Genomic DNA, 25,273 nt, shown 5'->3' on the forward strand with positions numbered 1-25,273 from the left:
GCATCGTTGCGGAATAAGCGTCCGGAGGGCATTATCCACATCCTTCCGATAAGATTCCCTCTCCCATCCCTGCTCCTTTACCGTTGTCCGTACCACCCAATGTTCGGCTACCGAATCACGGAATCCACGGAAAGGAAGGGTACAGTGAAGAAGCCAGCGCCCGATAATCCTCCACACGATCAGCAAGAGGGTACTATCGAAACCAACAACGAAGGAGATGTCTATGACGGCCAAAACGATGCTGAAAGCCATATCAACCGGCACTCTGCGTGGGCTGGACATCGTGACCAGACCGATGCCGATGGACATACTGCGTCGCCGCCGCGAAGAACTCCGGAACAGGAATCTGATGGCGGAATCCTGGACCGCCGTAGGCAGGAGCTTGACGCAATCGATGAACTCCTACGATATGACCCCCAAGAGCTGAACCTCGTATTGGAACGACGTTTCTCAGGACCGTTGCCGGCTCCCGAAACGTTGGAAGCATACCATCGCATAGATCCAGCTCTTCCCGGAGAAATCGTGGGTATGGCGAAAGCACAGCTGAATGCCAATATCACCAACGATTCGCGTCTGGTACTTGGAGACGTAACTGCCGTCATCGTCGCATCGATAGCGTCATCCACGCTGCCATGGATTGTGTGTATCGTAGGACTGCTCAACGGGCAAAATGCCGCGGCTATTCTCGGTGGTGCCGCCGGAGTCGCCATTGCCGGTGCCTCCATCATCCGAGCGATTCGAGGCAGTGCTAAAAATCCCGACGACGGAACCAACGATTCTGAAGTGCCAAGGAATCTAAAAAACTCTAAAGAATCTAAAAACTCTAAAAAAGTCTAAAACACACTTTCTTCACATTTGTATTGCTCTACAGCCCCGCATGCGCCCCAATCATCACCCCCACACACGGCCCCGTTCTCCCATGGTGCGGCAACACGCTTTCTTCATAACGTTGGAATTCCGCCATTTTCGCACACCACACCATGGGAGGATTACCGCACGGTGGGGAATCTACCGCACCATGAGTGGGATGTACCGCGCCATGGGGTTATTATGCGTGGCTTGTGTGTGGAGCTCATAGGCCGGGCTGGATGATGAGGAAGCGGGTAGAGGAGCCCGCGGCAGATGCAGAGGACGTGTTGGCGCCCGCATCCGCGGCGCCCACACCCGCGGTGTCTGTATCCGCAGCATCCGCAGCGCCCGCGTCCGCGGTGTCCGCACCCGCAGCGTCCGCGGCACCGGACGTCCTGCCGCCCAGCTTCGCTTGAACGTCGGCATTGGCGAGCAGCGTTTGGATGAGCGCGCCGGCGTCGCCGAGCGACGCGGCATCGTCGATGAGTTGCGTGGTGTCGATGACGAGACGCGTGCCGGAACCACTGGCACCAGCAGAACCCGCCGCACCCGAACCCGCCGCACCGGCGGCACCGTTCATGCCGATGTACGGCGACAGTTGCGCCAGCGCGGATGCCACCGCGCTGGCCGCAGAGGACGAATCCGACGCCGACTTCGTCGCGTCACCCGCCGTGCCCGTCGCCGAGGATGCGCCATCCGCCGCACCGTCGCCCGAATCAGCCGCGTCACCCGAGTCCGCCGCATCATCCGAACTAGCCGAACCGGCCGAGTCGCCTGAACCGTTCGAATCCGACTTCCCGCCGCTGACGCCCGGCACACCGCCGGCGAACTTCATCACGTCGCCGGCATCGGCTTTGCCCGCGTTCTCGTCGACCACGGTGGTCGTCACGTCGTCGCTCGATTGTTTCGCGGCACGACGCTCGGCCGCGGCCTGACGCCGTAGACGTGTCGTCTCGGCGCGTGCGGCGAGCGAGTCGTCGCCGGCCATGGCACGATCAACGAACCGTCCCGCCGACGCGGCACCGGATGCGGCCCCCGCACTCTTGGCACCGTCACCAGAAGCACCGTCACTGCCGCCAGTCGTATCGCCATCAGCCGCACCAGCACCCGCGCCGGAACCAGCCGAGCCCGAACCGTTCAGCTCCCCCGCGAACCGCAGCAGCACCTGCCGATACGCGCTGCCCGCACCGGTACGCTCGCGCGCCGCGGCGAGCGCAGCCAGCGCCGCATCCACCTTCGCGGTATCATCCGCATGCGCATTACCGGAAGAACCAGCGGCGCCACCATCCGCCGCACCAGCATCGCCACCATCACCGCCGACGCCGGTGATTCCGAACTCCTTCGCCGTGGCCTCGTTCGCCTCGCCCGCATGCACGGACGCCTCCGCCGACGTCCCGCCGGTCAGCTCGCTCAAGTGCTTCGTGTACGCGTCCGTGTAGGCCATCGAATACGGGATCATCGCCTGCGAGAGCTGCGACTGCCCGGCCGCGTACTCCTTCGCGCCTTCGGTGGTCTCTTCGCCGGCGCGACGACGCAACGTGTCGGCGAGTCCAGTGGTGCCCTGCGTGCGCACGATGCGAATCACCTGGTCGAGCGCGTCGGCGGCGCCCGTGTGCTGGTGCGCGGAGGCGAGCGCGTCGGTCGCGTCCGCCTCGCCGAGCACGGCGGCGGCGAGCGGGGTGTCGCCGCTGAGTTCGCCGGCCGTGCCCATCAGGGCGGTCAGCTGCGTCGACGACCCGATCGACCCGGACAGGTGGTTCGTGTACGACCCGACGTAGGCGGTCATGTATTCGGCGAACGCCTTGTCGTAATCGGCCTGTTTCGCGGCGATTTCGCTGGTGGCGAGCGACCGTTCGAGGTCGCGCAACGCGGTGAGCTTGTCGATGAGGTCCTGATGCGCGCCCGCATTCCCGGCTCCCGCACCGACGCCGCCCCCGACGCCCGCACCGGAATCCGAATTCAGCGTTCCGTCGCCCATCGCCGCGGCGGTCGTGGCGAGCGCGGAGACGTCGTCGGAGTCACCGGCCGAGGCGACGACGAGATCGCCCATTGTGAATTTCTCCGCGGTCATGTAGCAGTCGAGGCGTTCGCCGACGCGCAGCAAAGCGGCGACGACCGTGTTCGAGCCTTGCGTCGTGATGACGGCGTCGTGGTTCGCGTTCACGTCGTCGGCGACGCGCGTCGGTATCGTGAACGCGACGAGCATGCGCCGCGATCGCATGGCGCGCGCCGCATCGCCGCCGAACAGCGATGGTGAAAGTTCGATGTGCACGCCGACGAGTCCGCTGGAACCGGCGACCTTCTCGCGGCTCACGTTCGGACCGTCGAGCGAATAGGTGACGTGCGCGCCGACCGGCAGCCGTCGCGCGCCGGCGCGCACGCGCGTGACCGCGCGCGATGCCGCCGACGCCGCGTCGCCGCCGTCCGTCAGATACAACGCGCCGACGCCGCCGCCCGCCTCGGTCACGGTGAGCACGTCGTGGCCGGCGAGCGCCGGGATGGCGCGGTATGCGGCGAGCGCCGCCGAGCCGACCGCGCCGCCCAAGGCGAGCGCCGCCGCGACGACGACCGCGATCGCGCAGGTCAACGCGTTGCGGCGGCGGTCCGTAGCGTGGCCCATGGCACCTCACCTCCCAACTGTTTCCGGTGTCTTTGTTCCGGTGTTCCTGTTGCCGACGTTCCCGTTTCCGGCGTCCCGTTACCGGCATCCTCCCACGGGAATCCGGCGGCCGGAATCCTTGTACCGGATTCCCGGCGCCCGCGTGTCGTATGGTTCCGTCTTCTCACGCGAAAGGCCGCGCACCGGCATGGTGTCGCGGCCTCATCGCGCGTACGTCAGTAAATATAGTCGACCGGTGAGTGCACTCGGCCGTCGCATAGTCGAATGGAATCAGGCGCAGCCGCCTGGGGAAACGGAGAGATCAGGCGAAGACGTCCAGCACGCCCGGGTCTCCCCCGGCCTCGGCGATGCGCTGGTGGCGCTTCTTCGCCTCGGTGACGACGAATTCGCGGTACATCTCGGCGATGTCCGGATCGAGACCCGCGGCCACGGCGATGCGGTGGAGGCGTTCGATCTGGTAGTCCTCGCGCTTGTAGTCGGCGGGCGCGAAGCCGGCGCGCGCCTTGAGCACGCCCACCTGCGACGTGTATTTGAAGCGTTCGGCGAGCAGGGAGACGATGGCCGTGTCCACGTTGTCGATGGACTGGCGCAGCGCTTTGATCTTCGCCACGGTTTCGGCGGTCTCGGGATTCTCCGCGGCCTTCGCGGAGTCGATGACGGTGGCGTGTTCGCCGGGATTGCGGGTGACGGTGGCGCTCAGCCAGTCGCCGCCGTCTTCGGATGCGGTCGTGCTCGTCGTTTCAGTCATACGAGCTACCTTACTCCAACCGGACTGTCGGGGCACCCCCTCGGTCCGGCGTGCGCCGGACGGCTCCCCCTCAAGGGGGCGCAGAATCCCCGAACAGCCGGAACCCTCAACCCTCAGTACCGGTAGTCCGGGCCGATAGTGAGGGCGTCGTCGTGGGTGCGGCCGGTGTGGATCGCCTCGTTGGCCTGGGCGATCTCGTCGGCCGAATAGTCGAGCGTGCGGCCGTCGAGCTCGTTGACGGGGATGATCCAGCCGCCGTGCGTCATGTACAGTCGGTCGGCCTCGCGCAGTTCGGCGATCGGCAGTTTGCGGTATTCGATGGACTTGCCCTCCTGCCGCGCCCATGCGAACAGTTCGCGCTGCGACGTGCCGTTGAGGATGCCGATCGACGGGTCGGGCGTCACGAACGTGTCGCCGTAGCGTGCCACGATCGACGAGTTCGGGCATTCGAGCGTGTAGCCGTCCTCGGTGTAGAGCACGGCGTCGCCGATGCCGCGGCGCGCGCACTCGCGGTGCACGGCGCAGTTGAACGCGTAGCTGAGCGTCTTCGCGCCGTTGAGCAGCCACGGCGCGCGTTCGGTGGTGTCCGACGGGTAGCCGCGGGTCATCGAGGCCATCGTGATCGGGTCGGTCTCGTGCAGCGTGCCCTTCGCATCAAGGAAGATGAAGACGGTGGGCGTGCGGTCGGACGCCTTGCCCACGCCGGTGTCCGGATCGAGGCCGCGCGAGACGATGATGCGCAGCAGCGGGCCGGGTTCGGGGTCGTCGTACGCGTCGATGACCTGTTCGACGCCGCGCGTGATCGCGTCGAAGTTCGGCTTGGGCAGGTCGACCATCGCCGCGGACTGGGCGAGACGACGCAGATGGTTCTCCAGCGAGACCGGGTACCCCTTCCACACGGTCGTCGCCTCGAAGATGCCGTCGCCGCGCAGCACGCTCAGATCGAACGCATTGATGTTGAGCCCGTTCGGGTCGACCAGCGTGATGAGATCGGCGTCGCTCACCTTCTCGTCGCCGAACATCGCCTTGCCGTTGCCCATTCCCAGCACGATCGAACTCATCTCGTTCTCTTCCCTTCCATTCCGTCGTCCTGTCGTCCCGCCATCGGGCCCGATGCCGGGCCCATCCGCCGGATTCCGTTATCCGCGCCCAACCTAACCGCGGATTGTTTCATGTGGAACAAGCCGCGTAGCACGGTCGAAATGCAACAGTCACAAACGGACATGAACCGTAACGCGACACGACCGTATCGTGTCGGACAGCACAGGAATGGGGGATGTCATGACCGCAATCGCAGACAAGACCGGAATCACGGAAACCGAGAACACCGAGAAAACCACGGAAACCGCCGGAACCGCCGACGACCCGGCACCCGCACTGAACGCCGATTCCACCCCGGAGACCGCACGCCTCGCCTTCCGCGACGGACTCGTGCGCCCGACCTGCGGCATCGCGAAAGGCTACGCGCAGGCGAATCTGATGATCCTGCCGAAGGATCTCGCCTTCGACTTCCTGCTGTTCGCGCAGCGCAATCCGAAACCGTGCCCGCTGCTCGAGGTGATGGAGGCGGGCGAGACCGAGCCGGCCACCTGCCCCGGCGCGGACATCCGCACCGACGTGCCGCTGTACCGCGTGTGGGAGCACGGCAAGCTCGTCGCCGAAGTGCCGGACATCACCGATTATTGGCGCGACGACCTCGTCACGTTCGTAATCGGATGCAGCTTCACGTTCGAATTCCCGCTGATGGAGGCGGGCGTGCCGGTGCGGCACATCACCGCCGGCCGCAACGTGCCGATGTACGACACGTCCATCGCCTGCCGCCCGGCCGGCGCGTTCCACGCGAACATGGTCGTCTCGATGCGCGGCATCCCGTCCACGCAGGTCGCCGACGCGGTACGCATCTCCGGCTACTACCCGTCCGTGCACGGCGCGCCCGTATGCGTCGGCAATCCGGCGGCGATCGGCGTCACCGACCTCACGCACCCCGACTACGGCGACGCCCCGATTCTCGAAAACGGCGACGTGCCGGTCTTCTGGGCGTGCGGCGTGACCCCGCAAGCCGCCGCGATGGCCTCGAAACCGCCATTCGCGATCACCCACGCGCCCGGCCACATGCTCATCACCTCGAAACGCGACCTCGACTACATGGTGTGAGCCACGCGCGATCGGAAAGGACGGATACGGACATGACCACCATCGATCTGAACAGCGACATGGGCGAAAGCTTCGGACGCTGGAAGCTCGGCGACGACGAATCACTGCTCACCGTCGTCTCCAGCGCGAACATCGCCTGCGGCTTCCACGCCGGAGACCCGATCGTGATGCGCCGCACGCTGGGAAACGCGGCGGCGAACGGCGTCGCGGTAGGCGCGCACGTCGCCTACCGCGATCTCGCCGGATTCGGCCGCCGATACGTCGACGACACTCCCGACGAACTCACTGCGGACGTGATGTACCAGCTGGCCGCGCTGGAAGGTATGGCGAAGGCCGCCGGCACGCGCGTACGGTACGTGAAACCGCACGGCGCGCTCTACAACCGGATCGTCACCGACGAAGCGCAGGCGCGTGCGGTGGTCGAGGCGATCCGCGCCGTCGACCCCGCACTCGCGCTGCTTACGTTGCCCGGTTCCGTGGTGGGCCGCGTGGCCGAGGCCGCCGGACTGCGCGTGTTCCGCGAGGCGTTCGCCGATCGCGCGTACACGCCCGACGGCACGCTCGTCTCGCGTCGCCTGCCGGGCGCGGTCATCGCCGATCCGGACGCGGTCGCCGCGCGCGTCTCGCGCATGGTGACCGACGGCACGGTCGAGGCGATTGACGGCACGATCGTGCCGATCCACGCCGACTCGGTATGCGTGCACGGCGACTCGCCGGCCGCCGTCGCGCTCGCGAAGGCCGTCCGCGAGCGCCTCACCGCCGACGGCGTGACGATTCGTCCGTTCGCGGCGTGAGGGGACGGTGAGCGCGATGACCGATGCTGGAACCGACGCCGCGACCGGTATGGAGGCCGACGCCACGGATCCCGACGCGCTGCGGTTCCTGCCTTGCGGCGAAACGGCGATGATCGTCGAATGCGCCGATCTACACGCCGCGCTGGAACTGTACGCGGCGATCGAAGCGGCGGCTTTCGACGGGGTGACGACGGTGCTGCCGGCGGCGCGCACGGTGTATGTGGCGTTCGACCCGCTGATTGCGGCGATTGCGGCGACGAACGTGCATGGTTCCCGTGCGAACGTGCATGGTTCGCCGATGAATGTGCATGGTTTGGGGGCAAACGTGCAGGATTTCCGAAGTATCCTGCAGTCGAAAATCACGAACCTGCACGGTGGGGTGCTGAAGACCCGTGATGCGCGGGTCGTGGAGATTCCGGTCGTCTATGACGGCGAGGACCTTGGGAACGTTGCCAAATTGCTCGCCATCAGCCCTGAACAGGTGGTCGCGCGGCACTCCGGGCACCCGTGGAAGGTCGCGTTCGGCGGGTTCGCGCCCGGCTTCGACTACCTCGTGGACGGCGACCCGATCTTCGACGTGCCACGCCGAAAAGCGCCGCGTTTGGCCGTTCCTGCGGGGTCGGTGGGGCTCGCCGGTACGTTCTCCGGCGTCTACCCGCGAGCCAGTTCGGGCGGCTGGCAGCTCATCGGCAGGACCTCTGTTCCGATGTGGAACGATGCCATGAATCCGCCCGCGCTCCTCCGCCCCGGCGACACCGTCCGCTTCACGCCCACGCGCGCCGAAGCCACGATCCAGCACGCTCTTCAGCACGACACCCCACACGTTGCGCCGGAAAACCTACACGTCGCATCGGAAAACCTACACGATGCGGCCTCAACCGTACAGGTTGACGGCTCAACCATGCACGTTGACGGCTCGGCCATGCACAACGCCCCTTTCTCCGCCCCCGCTGGCGGGGGCTCCCGCGGAGCGGGTGGGGGTGGTCGGTTGGTCAGTCCCGCCGGCACCGCATCTGCCACTCCTGCCGCCCTCGAAGTCGTCAATCCCGGCATTCTCGCCACGTTCCAAGACGCCGGCCGCAACGCGCCCGAAATGGGCGTCACCGGTTCGGGCGCGGCGGACCCGCGGACCTTCCATCTGGCGAACGAGCTGGTCGGCAATCCCGCGCACACCCCGGTCATCGAGCTGACCGCCGGCAATGCCTCGTTCACCGCCCACGGCGACCTCACCATCGCTGTCACCGGCGCCCCGGCCCCCATCACCATCACCTTCACGCACGCCAATACCGACAAAAGTTCCCGGCACAAGCCGGGTGAGGATGGTCGTCGGACCGGCATCCGCCGCAATCCGGAGCCCGCCTTCCCCATCACCCGTCAGGAGGCGTTCCTGCTGCGCGACGGCGAGACCGTGACGATCGGCGCCCCTGCCGCGGGCCTGCGCGACTACATCGCCGTGCGCGGCGGATTCGCAGTCCCCACGATTCTCGATTCCGCCTCCACCGACACGATGAGCGGCATCGGTCCAGCCCCGCTCAAGCCCGGCGATCTCCTCCCCGTCAATCCCCTCTCCCGACTCCCCTGCCCCATCGCTACCATCGGACTGCCCCAGCCGTGGCCGGATAATCTGCCGCGCGCCGCCGCCAACGCCGGCACTGACGTTGCCGCACCCGCCCCCACCAAGCTCGCCGTCACGCTCGGCCCGCGCGACGACTGGTTCACCGACGCCGGCATCGCCACGTTCCTCGACACCACGTGGACCGTCACCGCCCAGTCGAACCGCGTCGGCCTCCGCCTCGCCGCACCGTCTTCCGTACCAGCGGCAGCCTCCACACCAGCCGATACATCGGCCGTACCGGCCGTGCTCTCCCCCAGTCGGCTTCGCCGACAGCCCCCTCGACAGAGGGGGCCAATCCCATCGTCCGCGCCGCACACGTCAGCCGCACCCACCGCGCCGGCCGTATCCTCTGGCTCCCCCATCATCGAACGCCGAGACCCACATGCCGAGCTGAAAAGCGAGGCAACCGTCCCCGGCAGCATCGAGGTGCCGGGCAACGGGCTGCCGCTCATCTTCCTGCGCGACCAGCCGGTGACCGGCGGTTACCCGGTGATCGCCGTGCTCACCCGCACAGCCCTCGCCACCGCCGGCCAGCTCCCGCCCGGCGCCCAGGTCCGCTTCGTCATCAACACCCCCACCCACGGCCCGGCTCCCCTTGACAGGGGAGCTGTCCGGCGAAAGCCGGACTGAGGGGTAGACCACCGCACTGGTCAGCCGGTCTCTCCCCCAGTCCGCTTCGCGGATGGCCCCTCGTCAGGGGGCCGATTCCGCCCACAGCACCAGCCCACGTCCACGTACACCCTATCCACACGTCCACGTCCACGTACACCCTATCCACACGTCCACGTACACCCCGCGAAAGAAGCACCTTCCGATGTCTACCACGTCAACCCCACCAGCCACAGCCACACCCACCACACCAACACCAACCCGCCCCCGTCTCTCCCGCGTCCTCGTCGCGAACCGCGGCGAGATCGCGGTGCGCATCATCCACGCGTGCCATGACACGGGTCGCACGGCCATCGCCGTCTACGCCGACCCGGACGCGGACGCCCTGTTCGTTCATCTCGCCGACGAGGCCTACGCGCTCGACGGCGCGACCTCGAAGGACACTTACCTCGACATCGCGAAAATCGTCGACATCGCGAAAAACAAGGTCCACGCGGACGCCGTGCACCCCGGCTACGGCTTCCTTTCCGAGAACGCGGATTTCGCGCAGGCCGTCATCAACGCCGGACTTACGTGGATTGGCCCGAGCCCGGAGACGATCCGCATGCTCGGTTCGAAGGTGGAGGCGCGCCGCATCGCCGCCGAGGTTGGCGCGCCGATGGCCCCGGGTACGACGGAACCGGTGCACGACCCGGCGCAGGTGGTCGCGTTCGCCCGCGAGCATGGTCTGCCGCTCGCCATCAAGGCCGTGTATGGCGGCGGCGGGCGCGGCCTCAAGGTCGTCCACGAACTCAAGGACGTCGAGGAGGCGTTCGTCTCGGCCACGCATGAGGCGGAGGTCGCGTTCGGCAACGGCGACTGCTTCATCGAACGCTTCCTCGCCCGCCCACGTCACGTGGAGGTGCAGGTGCTCGGCGACGCGCATGGCCGCGTGGTCGCGGTCGGTACGCGCGACTGCTCGTTGCAACGCCGCAATCAGAAGCTCATCGAGGAGGCGCCCGCCCCGTTCCTCGCGCCGCAGACCGAGGACCGGCTCAAGCGCGCGGCGGTCGCGATCTGCGAGCGCGCGCGGTACACGAGCGCCGGCACGGTCGAGTTTCTGGTCGATCCGGACGGCACGATGTCGTTCATGGAGGTGAATACGCGCATCCAGGTCGAGCATCCGGTCACGGAAATGACGAGCGGCGTCGATCTGGTGGCAGCGCAGTTCGCGATCGCCGAGGGCGAGTCCGTGGCGGACATCGTCGCGCGGGCCCGTGCCGACGCCGGTCTGCCGCCCGTCGGCACGATCACCGTGACCGATACGCCTACCGCGACCGCCACGCCCGGCACGCCTACCGCAGCCGGCACGCCTACCGCAGCCGACGCCGCCGGAACTCCCGCCTTCCCCTCCCGTGGTCACGCGATCGAGTTCCGCATCAATGCGGAGGACCCATCGCGCGGATTCGTCCCGTTCCCCGGCACGATCGACGGTCTGCGCGCGCCGAGCGGTCCCGGCATCCGGTTCGATACGGGCGTCGAGGCCGGTTCGATCGTGCCCGACCAGTTCGATTCGATGCTGGCGAAGCTCGTCGTGTGGGCGCCGACGCGCGCCGCGTGCCTGGCACGCGCGCGTCGCGCCCTCGCCGAGCTGAAGATCGACGGCGTTCCGACGGTCAAGGCGTTCGACGAGACAGTCATCAACGACCCCGATTTCACCGCGATGCCCGCCGGCGATATCACCACCGTCACCCGCGACTCCCGTGATACCAGCGCCGTCACCCACGACTCCGGTGATACCAACGCCACCACGCGCACCTCCCGTGATACCACCGTCGTCACGCGCGATTCCGGTGATACCACCACCATCACCCGCGACTCCCGTGATACCGGCGGCGCACGTGATGCCGCCCCCTCCCCCGACTGTTTCCGCGTCTACACGCGATGGATCGAGGAGGACCTGCTGCCGCGCACGGACGCCGCGACGCTCGCGTCCGGCGCACCCGGCGCGCGCGGCGTCGCGCCGCAACCGGTCACGGCATGGATCGAACTTGACGGCAGACGCATGCGGCTCGGCCTGCCCGCCGCGCTCGCCGCGACGCTCGCGGGCGTCGGCGGCGCAAATGGTGCGAGCGGCCTCGCGGGTTCCGCCGCACCCGCGTCTGGCATCGCCGGTACCGCGGGCGCGCCCGGTGCCGATGCGCGACCGGCCGGCGCGATCCGTTCGACGATCACCGGCACGGTGGTCCGTTGGCTCGCCGATGACGGTGCGACGGTCGCCGCCGGCGATCCGGTGGTCGTGGTCGAGGCGATGAAGATGGAGACCGAAATCGACGCCCCCATCGCCGGAACCGTCCACCAGCAAGCCAAACCCGGCGACTCCGTCGCCTTCGACGGCCAATTAGGCGAGGTCCGCTGACCTTGGCCCCCCTCTGACGAGGGGGCTGTCCGCGGAGCGGACTGGGGGAGAGATACCGCGAACGTAACGTACCAGCTATCTCTCCCCCACCCGGCTTCGCCGGGAGCCCCCTCGTCAGAGGGGGCCGAAACCGTAGGCACCCCCTCAGTCCGCTATCGCGGACAGCTCCCCCTGAAAGGGGGCGCAGAGGAACGAAGCCGGGCCGGCGGCGCAGGCTCGCTCGCCAACATCGCGCCCCTGAGGAGCGCAGAGAAACGAGGCCGCCGCAACCGGCGGGGCCGCCGCCTCTCGGAGGGACATGCTGCTGCCTTGCGCCCCCTTGAGGGGGAGCTGGCGGCCGCAGGCCGACTGAGGGGGCTCCGTGCACACCACAAAGAGAAGGGAATCATCATGGACAGCAATACCGCTTCAATCGCGAACCTCGCGAGTTGGCGCTTCTACCCGCGGATCGCGAAGATCGCGAACCTGGCGAGCCGCGACGTGGGCCGCGGCTCGGAGACGCTGATGACGTTCTCGCGCGGCGACCTGTTCCGCGCGGCGCGCCAGCTCGTCACCGGGAAACCGGCCAAGGCGCTCGTCGTCACCGGCTTCTATATCCCGAAGGCCCAGGTCCCGGCCGCCGAAACCGACGGACCGCTGGGCGCGTTGGAGGTGTGCATGGCGTTGCGCGCGATCGGCGGCGACGCGTGGCTCGTCACGGACGACTGCTGCGAATCGGTGATCCGTCCGAGCGCGGCGACGATGCTGCCGGACGACCATATCCTCATCGCGCCGGTGCGCGACAGGTTCGACGGATGGATGAACGGCGTCATCGATCTGGCGAAGGCGAACGACATCGACACGATCATCTACATCGAACGCGTCGGACCCGCGGCGGACGGCCATCCGCGCAACATGCGCGGCATCGACATCACCGAGTGGACGGCGCCGCTGAGCCGGCTCACGCAGCTGCAGCTGCACACGATTGGCGTGGGCGACGGCGGCAACGAGATCGGCATGGGCCGCGTCGCCGAATACGCGATCGAGGGCGTCGTCGACCATGGCGAGAAGATCGCGTGCCGTGTGGCGACGGACGAGCTCATCGTGTCCGGAACGTCGAACTGGGGCGCGCACGCGCTCGTCTGCGCGATGCGCGCGATGGGACAGCCGGCGATCGACCCGTATCTCAAGTCCGCGTGGCATCGCGAGACGTTGGCGACGATCGTCGCGCACGGCGGCCTCGACGGCGTCCACATGACCAACGTCGCCACCGTCGACGGTCTCGACCCGGACCGCTACTACGCCGAGATCGACGCCCTCAGCGCCCTCGCGGCGTGAGCGCGCGTCTTCACCCCCTCAGTCCGCCGTCGCGGACAGCTCCCCCTCAAGGGGGCGCAAAGGAATCGTGTATACGCCACATTCCGGCTTTCTTGCTCCCCCTGCAGGGGGAGCTGGCGGGCGAAGCCCGACTGAGGGGGTCTCCCGTACCCCCAGACGCGACAGAGGCGGTTCCCGGAATCACCCGGAAACCGCCTCTTCGTCGCTGCGGACTCGCGGTCCATCACCGCGAACGCGCAACTTCCCGCGACTGCGATCACCCGACTCACGCCTTCGGCACGGAACCTTCCTGCGCGTGGTCGAAGACCGGCTTGTTGTTCGCGTCGAACTTGTAGATGCCGATCGACGCGGTGGACGGGTCGTGCGCGTTGTTGAACGGTCCGATACTGGCTTGGCCCTTGTACTGGATGTCCTTGCCGTCCTTCAGCAGCGCGAGGCACGCCTTGTACGAGTCGCACTTCTCGCCGCCGCCCACGCCGGACACGGCGGGCAGGTTCTTGGCCACGGTCTTGCCGTCGGTCGCGCCGCCCTTCTGCGCGGCGAGCGCGGCGAGGATCACCGCGTCGTATGTCTCGGCCGCGTAGGTGAAGTCCTTGACCTTCGGGTCGATCTTCTTCACGCGCGCCTGGAACTCGTCGGTCGGATGCGCGCCGGGGATGGTGCCGACGGTGCCTTCCAGCAGTCCCGCTTCGAAGTCGTCGGAATGGTCGACGGTGTTGCCGTCGGTCATGTACAGCTTGTGCGTGTCGATGCCGGCGGTCTTCAGCGCCTTGACGAGCGAGACGGTCTGGTCGAACGCGATGACGAGCACGGCGTCCGGCTTGGCGGCCTTCACGGCGGTGGCGATCGACGAGAAATTCGTCTCGGTCGGATCGAACGTGTCCTTCTCGCCGTAGACGACGTTGACGCCCGCGTTCTCGACGGTCTTGACGACGACGTCACGCAGCGACGTGCCGTATTCGTCGTTGAACACCGTAATGGCGAGGTTCTTCACGCCCGCCTGGGCGATGACCTGGCCGAGCACGGCGCCCTGCACGGTGTCCGGCGGAATCGTGCGGAAGAAGAGGTCGTTGAGTCCACTGAACGCGGTGGAGGTGGCGCCGTTGGAGATCATCGGCACGCCGGCCGCGGTCACCTGCTTGTAGCTGTTCTTGACGACGGAGCTGGACGGCGGGCCGATCACGACGGACGGGTTCTTGCTCAGCACGGATTGCGCGGCGGCCGTGTTCTGGTCGGCGTGGTCCGCGTCGGACGTGTCGGCGGTGGTGCCGGACGCGTCCTTGCCGAGCACGCCGCCTGCCGCGTTGATGTCGTCGACGGCGAGTTTCAACGTCGCCACGTTGGACGGTCCGATGTACGCCATCGAACCGGTGGACGGGAACAGTCCGGCCGCCAGGAACGCGCCGGAGCCGCCGCTCGCGCCGCCCGACCCGCTCGCGCCCGAATCGCCCGAGCCGGCCGAGCCGCAGCCGGCCAGCGCCATCGCCGCGGCGGCGACCATCGCCGTCAACGCCATGATCCTCGTATGCGTCGTGTTCTTCGTTCGTGCCTGCTTCATAGCCTCATCACGTTCCTCTCTATGCTTCGTGATGTCGGGATTCCCGCTTGATGATTCGTATGAACCGTTCGCTTGAATCTTGGTTCCCGACGGTACGAGGCGCGTGATTCGGCCGCATTGTTCCCGTGTAACCGCCCGGTGACGCCCGAAAACCCGCGGAAACGCGGTGCGCTCACCGGTAATCCCCCCGAAACGAACGAGCCCCGTCCGTAACAATCGTCACGGACGGGGCTCACGATGTCCTCGGCTCCCCTTGTCAGGGGAGCTGGCCGGCGCAGCCGGACTGAGGGGTAGTCACCGGCGGTTCAGAACCGGCAGGACCGGCCAATCCAGCAACCCAGCCGACCGGCTCCCTAACTCAGTTGCCGTTAACCGAGCCGCCGCCGGTCTGCTGCACAATCGCGGCGAGGAAGTCGCGGTTCGTGGCGGTCTTCTTGAGGCGCGGCACGAGCGTCTGGTACGCCTGCTCGGGCTCCATGCCGCCGAGCAGTCGACGCAGTCGGTAGACGACCGGCAGTTCCTGCGGCGCGGTGATGAGCTCTTCGCGGCGCGTGCCGGACGCGTTGATGTCGATGGCCGGGAAGAGTCGCTTGTCGGCGAGTTCGCGCGACAGACGCAGCTCCATGTTGCCGGTGCCCTTGAACTCCTCGAAAATCACCTCGTCCATCTTGGAGCCGGTTTCGACCAGCGCGGACGCGATGATGGTCAGGGAGCCGCCGTTCTCGATGTTGCGGGCCGCGCCGAAGAACTTCTTCGGCGGGTACAGGGCCTGCGCGTCGACGCCGCCGGACAGGATGCGGCCGGAGGCGGGCGCGGCGATGTTGTAGGCGCGCGCGAGTCGGGTCATCGAGTCGAGCAGCACGACCACGTCCTGGCCGAGCTCCACGAGTCGCTTCGCGCGTTCGATGGCGAGTTCGGCGACGGTGGTGTGGTCGGAGGCGGGGCGGTCGAAGGTCGAGGAGATGACCTCGCCCTGCACGGTGCGCTCCATGTCGGTGACTTCCTCCGGACGCTCGTCCACGAGCACGACCATCAGGTGGACTTCCGGGTTGTTCGCGGTGATCGAGTTCGCGATGTTCTGCAGCGTGATCGTCTTGCCGGCCTTCGGCGGGGAGACGATCAGACCGCGCTGGCCCTTGCCGATCGGCGAGACGATGTCCATGATGCGGCCGGTCAGCTTGTTCGGCGTGGTCTCCTGCTTGAGTCGCTCCTGCGGGTACAGCGGTGTCAGCTTGCTGAACTGCGGGCGGTTCAGCGCCTGCTCGACGGTCATCCCGTTGATCGAATCGATGGACTGCAGCGGCACGAACTTCTGACGCTGGTTGCGACGGTCGCCTTCGCGCGGCGCGCGGATGGCGCCGTGCACGGCGTCGCCCTTGCGAAGGCCGTACTTCTTGACCTGTCCCATCGAGACGTACACGTCGTTCGGGCCCGGCAGGTAGCCGGACGTGCGCACGAACGCGTAGGAGTCGAGCACGTCGACGATGCCGGCGACCGGCACGAGGTCGTTCTGTTCGCCGCGGGCGTCGCGGTCGCCGCGCATGTTGCGGTCGCCGCGATCGTCGAACCGCAGGTCGCGCACGTCGCGATCGGCGTCGCGACGGTCGTCACGGTTGTTGCGACGGTCGTCGCGATCGTCGAAGTCGCGTCCGCGACCGCGCAGGCGACGGCCGCGACGATCCGCGTGATCGTCGCGCGCGTCGCCGCGGTCGCGACGCTCGCCGCGCATGTTGCGGTCGTTCCGGCCGCGGCGCGGCTCCTCCTCGTCGTCCTTGCGCGGGGCGTTGTCCTGCGTGGGGAGCGTGGCGAGGATGTCGTCGAGATCGCGCACGACCTCCTCCTGCGGCTCCTTCTCCTCGGACGGGCGACGACGGCGACGCACGTTCGCGACGATGATCTCGTCGCCGTTCTCGTCGATGGTGTGGCGACGGCCGCGCGGATGCTCCGGCTCCTCGGTCGCCTTGCCGAGGTCGAGCGTGTCGAGCAGGTGCGTGGTGTCGATGAGCGGCGTGTCGGCCGCGGCGTTGGTGCGGCGGTCGCGACGGGCGGGACGATCCTCGTCGTCGTTCCTGCGCGCGCTGCGACGGGACTTCGGCGCGGGGAAGTCGATGGCGTCGATCGGCGATTCCGCGGTCTTGGCGGCCGGCTGGGCCTCGGTCTGGGCGGATTCGGCGGATTCATGATTCGTCGCGGACTCGGCGACGGGGACCTCGGTCTGGGCGGGGGCCTGTTCGGCCGCGTTCGATTCGGTCGCGGCGGCCGGCTGCTCGTCGGACTTCGCCGCGGTCTTCGCGCTCTTGGCGGCGGTCTTGGCGGAGGACTTCGTGGTCTTCTTCGGAGCGCGCACGGTGACGCCTTCGGGAGCCGCACCTCCGGAACGCGCCGCCTGCAGCGTGGCGAGCAACTCCGGCTTGCGCATGGTCGACGTGCCGCGCAGACCCATCTGCTTGGCGAGCTCCTTGAGCTCCGGCAGCTTCATATCCTCAAGATTCTGGCTATTGGCCACGGTGTTCTTACCTTTCCACAGCGCCCACCGTTACGGCATACCGCACCGGCACGCGCCTGAAATGTGATTGCGGCCTTGGCCGCTACGAAACGTTCGCCGCAATGCAATGCCCGCGAACTGCACTCACTCTACAACGTCGAGCCGACCAACGCAAAAGCCGATTCCGCACCCCTGCGGAAAGAACCGTGCAGAATATTCCGCGCCCCCTTCAGGGGGAGCTGGCCGCGAAGCGGACTGAGGGGGTCACATGCAAAAGCCCCCTCGGAAAACCGAGGGGGCTATGCAGAACACGCCTTACCGACTACTTCTGTTCGTGGTAGGACTTGTCGGTGTTGACCGACCACACGTTCTTCTTCGAGGTCTTGCCGGACTTGATGTTGCCGACGGCCTCGATGGCGGTGGCCATGGAGTGGTCCATGTTGTTGTAGCGGTGCTGGCCGTTGCGGCCGACGCAGTAGAGGTTGCCGAAGCCGTCGAGGTATTCGACGAGCTCGTCCATGCGGGAGTAGGTGTCGAAGTAGGCGGGGTACGCCTTCTTGACGCGTTCGCGGTGGGAGTCGAGCACGTCGGCGGGACCGTTGATGACGTGCATGCGGGTGAGCTCGGCGATGGCGAACTTGGTGGCCTCCTCCTCGCTCATGTTCCAGAAGGCGTCGCCTTCCTCGCAGAAGTATTCGAGGCCGATCCACACGGTGTTGTCGACGTCCTTGACGAGGTACGGGCTCCAGTTGTTGAAGATCTGGAGGCGGCCGACCTTGTAGCCCGGGTCCTGCACGTAGATCCAGCAGTCCGGCACGATCTGCGGGGTGCCGAGCGTGGGGATGTCGGTGGTGTTCTTGAGGCGCAGGTGCTTGACGAGCAGGCCGACGGTCACGAAGTCGCGGTACGGCAGGCCGTTGGCGACTTCGACCATGTCGGCGGGGGCGTGCGTGCCGTCGACGGATTCGCGGCCGGCGTCGATTGCGTTGACGAGGTCCTTGACCGGCATCGAGGAGATGAACTGGTCGGCGGTGAGCTCGTTGCGGTTGCCTTCGGAGTCCTCGGTCACGACGGACGTGATGTGGCCGCCGTCCTGACGGACCTCGATGACCTTCGCGTCGGTGACGACCTTGACGCCTGCGGCCTCGCAGTTGTGCTCGACGGTCTCCCACAGCTGGCCGGGGCCGTACTTCGGGTACCAGAACTCCTCGATGAGGGAGGTCTCGACTTCGGCGTTGGAGCGCTTCTTGGGCATGAGCTTCTGGAACGCGTTCTTGAGCACGCCGAGGATGGACAGGCCCTTGACGCGCTGCGCGCCCCAGTCGGCGGAGATCTGGGAGGGGTGGCGTCCCCACAGCTTCTCCGTGTAGCCCTCGAAGAACATCGAGTACAGCTTGCGGCCGAAGCGGTTGATGTAGAAGTTCTCGAGGTTGTCCTCGGGCAGCTTGTGGATCATCGACTTGAGGTAGGAGAAGCCGGCGACCATGGTCAGCTTGAAGCCCATCGCCTTGAGCGTGTTGGGGCTCAGGGAGATTGGGTAGTCGAAGAAGTGGCGGTTCCAGTAGATGCGGGAGACGCGGTGGCGCTTGAGCATCACCTTGTCTTCCTTCTCCGGATCGGGGCCGCCCGGCTCCATGTCGTGCTCGCGGCCGAGCTTCTTGTCGTCGTAGGAGGGCGCGCCCTGCAGCGGCAGGACGTCCTTCCACCAGTCCATGATGCGGTCGTCCTTCGAGAAGAAACGGTGGCCGCCGATGTCCATGCGGTTGCCGTTATGCTTCACGGTGCGCGAGATACCGCCGAATTCGCGGGTCTCCTCCAGAACGGTGACGTCATACTTGTCGGCGCCGCCGTCCTTGATGAGCTCCCATGCCGCGGTCAGGCCCGCCGGGCCGCCGCCGATGATCACCACGGATTGCTTGTCGGTCACGTTCATCTCCTTATAACAAAAATCACGCATATCCTACCGGAGCGCCCGGAACCGCACGCCGCGCATGTGCGGATGCACACAGAATCATCCCCATCATCGTCGCCACGACGTGACGGAAGTCGCGGCGAAACGGCAAACGGCAAACGGCGAAACCACACGACAAACGATGCGGCCGTCTCGTCCGCAGGAACGAGACGGCCGCATCCTCACGCCGGTACCGTCACACCGTCAGCGACGGACCCGACGATCGCGCCACAGGCGGATCGAGACGCCGGCGAGCGCCAACGCCGTCGCCACGACGGCGAACCACGCGGCTCCGGACACATCCGCACCGGTGCGCGACAGCGCGACGGACTTGCGACTGCCGGAAGCCTGGTTCTGCGGCTTGCTCTGGCCGGACTGACCGTTCTGCTGACCGTTCTGACTGTTCTGGCCGGACTGCTGACCGTTGCCGCTGTTGCCGCCGTCCGCGACGGTCACGACGGACGGCTTGTCGGCGGCATCGACGGCCACGACGTCGCCGGAACGGTTCACCGAGACCTTGGCGCTGAGCGCGAGCGCGAGGTCGATGCGCTGCCATCCCTGCGACGAGGAGTCGAGCGGATATCCGGAGTCGATGGCGGTCTTGGCGAGCACCTGATCGCGCTGGGCGTCGGTGAGGGTCGGATAGGCGGCGGCGAGCAGCGCGGAGGCGCCTTGCGGCGCGGCGAACGTCTTGCCGGCCGCGGTGGTGCGCTGGAAGCCGTAGGTCATGCGCGCCTGGTAGGCGGCGAGCGCGGAGGCGCGGTCGGTCACCGGCTTGGTGGAGACCTCGTCGGTGAACGCGTTCGTGTAGCCGTGCGAGGAGCCGGCGCCCGTGTTCGCGATGCACCGGTCGAGCGTGTCGCCATGCCCGTCGGCCTTGCAGCGCGCGGTGAGGTAGTCGGTGAGTTCCTTGGACGCGGCCCGGAACTCGTCGGGATGCGCGTTGATGTACTCGGCCACGGACGCCTGGCCGCCGATGCGGCCGGCGATCACGTCGAGCGGATAGTGCACGCCGAGCACGATGCGGTTGTTGCCGGCTTCGGACGTGCGGGCGAGGATCTCGGGGGCGAGCTGCGGCACCATGACGGCGAGCACCACGCCGCGCGAGTACGCCTTGTTGGTGTGCCCGGACGGGAAGGAGCCCTCATAGGAGTTCTTCGGGTAGTCGGGCGAGTGGAGCTTGCCGTCGGAGCCGAGTGCCTTGCCGTCGGCGTTGGTGGGGACCTTGGTGATGTCGAGCCGCTTGGCCAGTCCGGCGAGATCGTTGGATCCGGTGTTCGCGTTGTATCCGGTGGTCTCGTCCTTGATGGGCGCCCATGTGGACCGGTCGTCCACATAGGGGCGGGGCGACTGGTTGACGTTCTTGGCGGGGTTGCCGGACCAGCCGTTGCCGTTCATGATGTCGGCGACGTCCTTGAGGCTGCCGTCGTTGTAGCCTTCGGCGAAGTATTCGCCGATGACGGGGCCGAAGCCGTCCTTGAAGGCGGTGGCCACGTCATGGTCGGCGTCGCGGTCGGACAGGGCGCGCTGCTGCTGCGGGCTGGGCGTGTCCTTGGTGGCGCCCTGGGCCGCCGCGTGGTTGATGGCCACGACCTTCTCGTCGTTCTCGGCGAGCACCTGCTTGTTGAGCACCTTGCCGGCGCTCTTCAGCGTGCCGTCGTCGTTGAACTGCGGTGCCTGCCAGTAGGTGCCGAATTCGGAGGTGAGGCCGACGAGCGGGTTGGACCCGTCGGTCAGGCGGGCAGCGTCGCCGAGGGTGTTGTGCTTGCCGTTCTGGTCCGCGTTGAGGCAGGTCTTGAGTTCGGTGAGCTTGTACCAGTGGGAGCCTTCGGCGATCGGCATGCATTCGTCGCGGAACGGGATCTCGGTCTCGTTGTAGAGCATGCGCACGAGCGGCGTGTAGGCGCGCCCGGTCTTCGGATCGTTGCCGGGCTTGGCGACCACGTCCCATTGCACGTTGGCGGCCATCGGGGTGACCGATTCGCCGCGCCACTTGTTGTTCGCGTAGGTGTACACGTCGGTCGTGCTGTCGGGGGCCTGCTGGGTGGAGCCGGGCAGGCCGAGGAGCGCGGCGAACGGCATCATCGTCTCGGCGTGGGCGAAGCGGAACGTGGCGACGGTCTTCCCGCCGGCAACGCGCTTGTCGATGGCGTTGAAGAAGTCGTCGAGCAGCGGCTGCGCGATCTTGTACGTCTCGTTCTGGCCGGCGCGGCTCGGGCCCTTCTCGTAGAAGTCCTCGGCGTCGAGCGCCCACGCGAACAGCTCGGCGTCCTTGGCCTGGTCGCCGGTGAAGTACTGGTCGAAGTCGAACGTGTGGCTTCCGGTGTTCTCGTTCTTCATGTCGGCGGCGATGATGTACAGGTTGTACAGGTCCATCGCGGCGTCGTATTCGGAGGCGATCTTCTTCTTGGCCTCGCCGCACGCGTCGGCGTCCTTGGCCGGATCGGCGCCGGGCGCACAGTTGACGGCCCCGCCCTTGGTGCCGTCGGCGGTGTTGTACCACGTGTAGTCGCCGGCCTTGAGTTTGTTCAGGAAGTCGTCGGTGAAGATCCGCGAGAGCAGGTCGTGGGCGGCCTGGGTGAGCTGCGGATCGGCGGCGATCGTGTCCTCCGCGCCGGCGATGGTCTTGTCGTTCGCGACGAAGTCCTCGTACTCCTGGGCGATCTTCAGCGCGTCGCCGGTCTTCGTGGTGCTGTCCGGGTTCTCGCTCTTGTGGAAGTAGAGGGTGTTGGGCGTCTTGTCGAATTTGGCGGCCTCGCCGGTCGTGCCGGCCGGGTCCGCGGGCGTGACGGTGCTGTCCTTGAGCTCGCCGCCGGATGCCTGGTCGAATCCGCGCGCGAAGTTCTCGCCGGATTCGGTGGCACGCGCCTCGCCGGACGTCTGGTAGGCGATGGCCGCGTCGTCGCCGCTCTTCGCGGCGGCGTCGAACAGCGCCTTGTTGCGCTGGTAGGCGCGTGCGCCGATGCCCTGATGCTGGTCGGCGCCCTGGCCGGTGAGCATGCCATAGCCGTTCTCCACGTTGGCGGCGGTGATGGCGTCGAGGTTCGCGATGAACTCGTCGCGGATGGCGTCGGATTTGAAGCCGCCGTCCTTGGCCGCGGCCTCGGCCATCTTCTTGAGCAACGCGTCGTACTTGTAGCTGGACAGGCCGCGCGAGCCGTGGCGGGCCATCGACTCGGTGTAGATCGGCTCGTAGCCGGCCGGGGCCGTGCTGTAGGCGGCGATGATCTCGTCGCTCGGCGCCACGTACGGCTGCTTGCTGCTGTAGTACTGGCCGTCGCCGGACAACGCGGCGGCGGACGGGATCGGCGCGGTCACGCCGCCGGCCATCAGCGTGGCCAACGCGGCGAGACCCGCGACGGAACCTATGATTCCCCTATGGATTCTCTCTATACGCATGCCCCCGTTCTATCGGGGCAAATCGAACGGGACACGCGTCGGCGAGGTGAACCGTCTGAACTCTCCCCCACCCCCGCATGAACGCCGGATGACGTCCTTCCCCGCTCCCTTGCGCCCCCTTCAGGGGGAGCTGGCGGCCGCAGGCCGACTGAGGGGGCATCCCGTCCCGCTCAAATCTCGAGCCGCCATCTCTCGGCTCCCCTTGCAGGGGAGCTGTCGGCTGAAAGCCGACTGAGGGGTAGACCCCGCTCAGTCCGGCCGCACTCGCTCAGAATCAGTGGATATCGTCCGGAATGTCGATGTCCGACTTCTGCACTTCCTCCACGTTGACGTCCTTGAACGTCACGATGCGCACGTTCTTCACGAACCTGCTCGGACGGTACACGTCCCACACCCACGCATCGGTGAGCTGCACGTCGAAGTACACGTCCTGCCCGGCGGAACGCACGTTGAAGTCCACCTTGTTCGCCAGGTAGAAGCGGCGTTCCGTCTCCACCACGTAGGTGAACAGCTTGATGACGTCACGGTATTCCTTGTACAGCGCCAGTTCGGCGTCGGTTTCGTAGTTGTCGAGATCCTCGGCACTCATGTCTATCGCTTGTCCTTCTCAAACCAATGGCCGCATCGCGACGTTCCCGTCGCCGATGCGGCCCGTCCTGTCGGTCGTACTTTACCGGCTACCACTGTACCGATAGCCCGGCCCTTTGCGCCGTTCCGCCGCCGGCGGCGGTTCCCGGCGCGACGCGTCACTTTTCCGATTCGCGTTTGCGCCCGCGGCCGAGCGTGCGCCACCACGCCTCTTTGGACGTCTTGCGTTCGCTCTGACCGTACGGCCAGTTGCTTTCCTCGTCCGTCTCGCCGGCGTGCGTTCCCGCCGCTTCCGCCTGTTTCGGCGGCAGTCCGAGCCGTTCGCGCGCCTCGTCCGGCGTCATGTGGTGTGCGTCGTCGCGGCTCGGCGCGGTCGCGTCGTCGGCGCGTGTCGCGCCGTCCGCCGCATCGGCGCCGTCGCGTCGACGCTGCTGGATGGCGATCGAGTGCTCACGCGCGCTCAGCGCCTCCTTCACGCCGGGATTGTCCTCGATGACGTGCATGCCGAACGCGTCGAGCGAGCGAATCGGATCGTATTCGTCGACGAGGGTGTCCATGACGATGAGGTCCTGGTACTTGCCGCTCGCCGGATCCCACAGCGCGTCGCGCGAGGTGCCGGACGGTTCGAAGCCGAGCGACTGGTAGACGGACACGGATCGCGAGTTCTGTTCGGGCACGGCCACCCAGATGCGGTGCATGCCGAGGCCGGCGGGTTCGGGCGCGAAGCCGTAGGTCATGACGCGCGGCATCGCGTCGCGCGAGTAGCCGCGACCGCGGTAGTCCTTGCCGAGGATGACCTGGATGCGTGCGGACCGGGACCATCCGTCGATGTCGATGAGGAAGATCATGCCGATGACGTTGCCGGTGGCCGCGGCGTCGACCTCGTGATCGGCGTCATGGTCGGCGTCGGTGAGCAGCGCCCATGCCATCGTGCGACGGGATTCCGGGTCGCCCACGCCGGATTCGCTGGGGGCCTGGCCTTCCGTCCATGCGACGGAACGACGGACCCACGCGTGCACGACGGCACGCTCGGCGGCCTCGTCCTTGCCGGTAATCTTGGTGGCGCCGCTGAAGGCCTCGAGCTCGTCGAGCTTGGGCAGATCCTCCACGGTGGCGGGGCGCAGGTGCACCATTTCGCCGCGGATGGGCGGAATCACGATGAGCTCCGGCAGGTCTCGCCGCGGCTCGGTCACCGATGCTTCCGTGTGCTCAGTCATTTCCTTGTCCATTCCCTCGCATTCGTTCGCCTGATCGGCATCGCCTCGTTGAAGCCAATCATTGACGAAACTATCGTACTCGTCTGCATAAACCCTGAAAACCCCCTGAGCACTCCTTCTTCTTGTGCTCCCTCTTGGTGTCGCCTTTTTGCTCCCCTGCATCTTCTTTGCTTCCCCTCCAAGGGGGAGCTGTCCGCAAAGCGGGCTGAGGGGGTCCGTCACCTGTTGTTGTGGTTCCTCCTCTGCTCCCCCTGTGAGGGGGAGCTGCCCGCCGGAGGCGGGCTGAGGGGGTGACGCGTGCGGGGCGTGAGGAGCCCCCGCCGGCGGGGGCGCTCGTGCGCGTGTGTGTCTTGGCGTATATGCGTGAGGGCCCTTGGGAGCTGTGCTCGACCAAGGGCCCTTTCTTATCGTGTGGATGCGGCGGCGTGCTACTCTCCCACACTCTCTCGGGTGCAGTACCATCGCCGTGCCAGGTCTTAGCTTCCGGGTTCGGAATGGGACCGGGCGTCTCTCCTGGGCTATGACCGCCGCAAATCTTCAATTGTGGGAGGGAACCATGTGGGGTTCCGCAGTCCCTCGGGCTGGTGGTTCGGGGACCGGATGGTGGACGCTGTTGATCGTTTGGGTTGTGACGTCACGGTTGCTCCGTGTCGCGTATGATCCGCAGAAGAGGTTGATGCCGTCCCCTATAGGAGGGGATGAATGTGTGTCGCGCTTCCCCGTTAGTACCGGTCGGCTCCACCCCTCGCGGGGCTTCCACGTCCGGCCTATCGACCACGTGTTCTGCATGGGGGGTCTCAGGAACCGTAGTTCCCTGGGAATACTTATCTTGGAGCGGGCTTCCCGCTTAGATGCTTTCAGCGGTTATCCCTTCCGAACGCAGCCAACCGGCGGTGCCACTGGCGTGACAACCGGCGTACCGGAGGTTCGTCCACCCAGGTCCTCTCGTACTATGGGCAGGTCTCCTCAGT

General features: G+C 66.9%; 15 protein-coding genes and 2 rRNA genes. 6 read left to right on the top strand and 11 right to left on the bottom strand.

Going from position 1 to position 25,273, the window contains the following annotated elements; genetic code table 11:
- Window positions 1-144: 144 nt before the first annotated feature.
- Window positions 145-837, top strand: a complete 693-nt coding sequence (locus tag AC1AYN_RS07120) for a P-loop NTPase family protein (RefSeq protein ID WP_476532728.1) — start codon at window positions 145-147, stop codon at window positions 835-837.
- Window positions 838-1,072: 235 nt separating this feature from the next.
- On the opposite strand, the gene AC1AYN_RS07125 is transcribed toward AC1AYN_RS07120, so the two are convergent.
- The 3 genes from AC1AYN_RS07125 to AC1AYN_RS07135 all read right to left on the bottom strand — a co-directional run bounded on the left by AC1AYN_RS07125 (window position 1,073) and on the right by AC1AYN_RS07135 (window position 5,278).
- Window positions 1,073-3,469, bottom strand: coding sequence for a hypothetical protein (locus AC1AYN_RS07125; protein WP_476532729.1), 2,397 nt, complete (start codon window positions 3,467-3,469; stop codon window positions 1,073-1,075).
- Between the two features lie 301 nt (window positions 3,470-3,770).
- Window positions 3,771-4,217 carry a chorismate mutase gene (locus AC1AYN_RS07130; RefSeq protein WP_084686170.1) on the bottom strand — a complete coding sequence of 149 codons (447 nt, stop codon included), beginning with the start codon at window positions 4,215-4,217 and terminating at the stop codon, window positions 3,771-3,773.
- Between the two features lie 113 nt (window positions 4,218-4,330).
- Window positions 4,331-5,278: an aminodeoxychorismate lyase gene (locus AC1AYN_RS07135; protein ID WP_476532730.1), complete on the bottom strand. Its 948-nt coding sequence runs from the start codon at window positions 5,276-5,278 to the stop codon at window positions 4,331-4,333.
- Between the two features lie 220 nt (window positions 5,279-5,498).
- Here AC1AYN_RS07135 and AC1AYN_RS07140 point away from each other — a divergent pair, with 220 nt between their 5' ends.
- The 5 genes from AC1AYN_RS07140 to AC1AYN_RS07160 all read left to right on the top strand — a co-directional run bounded on the left by AC1AYN_RS07140 (window position 5,499) and on the right by AC1AYN_RS07160 (window position 13,104).
- Complete coding sequence (locus AC1AYN_RS07140; protein WP_476502703.1) at window positions 5,499-6,371, top strand: putative hydro-lyase; 873 nt, start codon at window positions 5,499-5,501, stop codon at window positions 6,369-6,371.
- Window positions 6,372-6,403: 32 nt separating this feature from the next.
- A complete protein-coding gene (locus tag AC1AYN_RS07145; protein WP_476502704.1) occupies window positions 6,404-7,165 on the top strand; it encodes a LamB/YcsF family protein in 762 nt (253 codons plus the stop codon).
- Window positions 7,166-7,181: 16 nt separating this feature from the next.
- Window positions 7,182-9,410 (top strand): 5-oxoprolinase subunit B/C family protein, encoded by a 2,229-nt coding sequence (locus tag AC1AYN_RS07150; protein ID WP_476532731.1) that lies wholly within the window; start codon window positions 7,182-7,184, stop codon window positions 9,408-9,410.
- Between the two features lie 184 nt (window positions 9,411-9,594).
- Window positions 9,595-11,787, top strand: a complete 2,193-nt coding sequence (locus tag AC1AYN_RS07155) for an acetyl/propionyl/methylcrotonyl-CoA carboxylase subunit alpha (RefSeq protein ID WP_476532732.1) — start codon at window positions 9,595-9,597, stop codon at window positions 11,785-11,787.
- A 390-nt stretch (window positions 11,788-12,177) separates the two neighbouring features.
- Complete coding sequence (locus tag AC1AYN_RS07160) at window positions 12,178-13,104, top strand: glutamate cyclase domain-containing protein (protein WP_476502706.1); 927 nt, start codon at window positions 12,178-12,180, stop codon at window positions 13,102-13,104.
- Window positions 13,105-13,369: 265 nt separating this feature from the next.
- Here the strand turns inward: AC1AYN_RS07160 and AC1AYN_RS07165 are convergent, their stop codons facing one another.
- The 8 genes from AC1AYN_RS07165 to AC1AYN_RS07200 all read right to left on the bottom strand — a co-directional run.
- Window positions 13,370-14,662 (bottom strand): ABC transporter substrate-binding protein, encoded by a 1,293-nt coding sequence (locus AC1AYN_RS07165; protein ID WP_476532733.1) that lies wholly within the window; start codon window positions 14,660-14,662, stop codon window positions 13,370-13,372.
- Between the two features lie 358 nt (window positions 14,663-15,020).
- The gene (rho, locus tag AC1AYN_RS07170) at window positions 15,021-17,168 is read right to left on the bottom strand and encodes a transcription termination factor Rho (RefSeq protein ID WP_476532734.1); all 2,148 of its coding nucleotides are present in this window, start codon (window positions 17,166-17,168) and stop codon (window positions 15,021-15,023) included.
- Between the two features lie 301 nt (window positions 17,169-17,469).
- Window positions 17,470-19,074 (bottom strand): NAD(P)/FAD-dependent oxidoreductase, encoded by a 1,605-nt coding sequence (locus AC1AYN_RS07175; protein WP_476532735.1) that lies wholly within the window; start codon window positions 19,072-19,074, stop codon window positions 17,470-17,472.
- 228 nt (window positions 19,075-19,302) lie between these two features.
- Window positions 19,303-22,497, bottom strand: coding sequence for a histidine-type phosphatase (locus AC1AYN_RS07180; protein WP_476532736.1), 3,195 nt, complete (start codon window positions 22,495-22,497; stop codon window positions 19,303-19,305).
- Window positions 22,498-22,771: 274 nt separating this feature from the next.
- A complete protein-coding gene (locus AC1AYN_RS07185; protein WP_163196996.1) occupies window positions 22,772-23,086 on the bottom strand; it encodes a DUF2469 domain-containing protein in 315 nt (104 codons plus the stop codon).
- A gap of 157 nt (window positions 23,087-23,243) precedes the next feature.
- The gene (locus AC1AYN_RS07190) at window positions 23,244-24,302 is read right to left on the bottom strand and encodes a GNAT family N-acetyltransferase (RefSeq protein WP_476532737.1); all 1,059 of its coding nucleotides are present in this window, start codon (window positions 24,300-24,302) and stop codon (window positions 23,244-23,246) included.
- Between the two features lie 415 nt (window positions 24,303-24,717).
- Window positions 24,718-24,834: ribosomal RNA gene (gene rrf, locus AC1AYN_RS07195) — 5S ribosomal RNA — on the bottom strand.
- A 170-nt stretch (window positions 24,835-25,004) separates the two neighbouring features.
- Window positions 25,005-25,273, bottom strand: a 23S ribosomal RNA gene (locus AC1AYN_RS07200); the annotation flags it as partial.

The organism is Bifidobacterium sp. LH_413, assembly GCF_056357015.1.

Bases quoted from the DNA above. Each gene is read 5' to 3' on its own strand.
- AC1AYN_RS07125 (WP_476532729.1), bottom strand. From the start codon at position 3,469: ATGGGCCACGCTACGGACCGCCGCCGCAACGCGTTGACCTGCGCGATC.
- AC1AYN_RS07130 (WP_084686170.1), bottom strand. From the start codon at position 4,217: ATGACTGAAACGACGAGCACGACCGCATCCGAAGACGGCGGCGACTGG.
- AC1AYN_RS07135 (WP_476532730.1), bottom strand. From the start codon at position 5,278: ATGAGTTCGATCGTGCTGGGAATGGGCAACGGCAAGGCGATGTTCGGC.
- AC1AYN_RS07140 (WP_476502703.1), top strand. From the start codon at position 5,499: ATGACCGCAATCGCAGACAAGACCGGAATCACGGAAACCGAGAACACC.
- AC1AYN_RS07145 (WP_476502704.1), top strand. From the start codon at position 6,404: ATGACCACCATCGATCTGAACAGCGACATGGGCGAAAGCTTCGGACGC.
- AC1AYN_RS07150 (WP_476532731.1), top strand. From the start codon at position 7,182: ATGACCGATGCTGGAACCGACGCCGCGACCGGTATGGAGGCCGACGCC.
- AC1AYN_RS07155 (WP_476532732.1), top strand. From the start codon at position 9,595: ATGTCTACCACGTCAACCCCACCAGCCACAGCCACACCCACCACACCA.
- AC1AYN_RS07160 (WP_476502706.1), top strand. From the start codon at position 12,178: ATGGACAGCAATACCGCTTCAATCGCGAACCTCGCGAGTTGGCGCTTC.
- AC1AYN_RS07165 (WP_476532733.1), bottom strand. From the start codon at position 14,662: ATGAAGCAGGCACGAACGAAGAACACGACGCATACGAGGATCATGGCG.
- AC1AYN_RS07180 (WP_476532736.1), bottom strand. From the start codon at position 22,497: ATGCGTATAGAGAGAATCCATAGGGGAATCATAGGTTCCGTCGCGGGT.
- AC1AYN_RS07185 (WP_163196996.1), bottom strand. From the start codon at position 23,086: ATGAGTGCCGAGGATCTCGACAACTACGAAACCGACGCCGAACTGGCG.
- AC1AYN_RS07190 (WP_476532737.1), bottom strand. From the start codon at position 24,302: ATGACTGAGCACACGGAAGCATCGGTGACCGAGCCGCGGCGAGACCTG.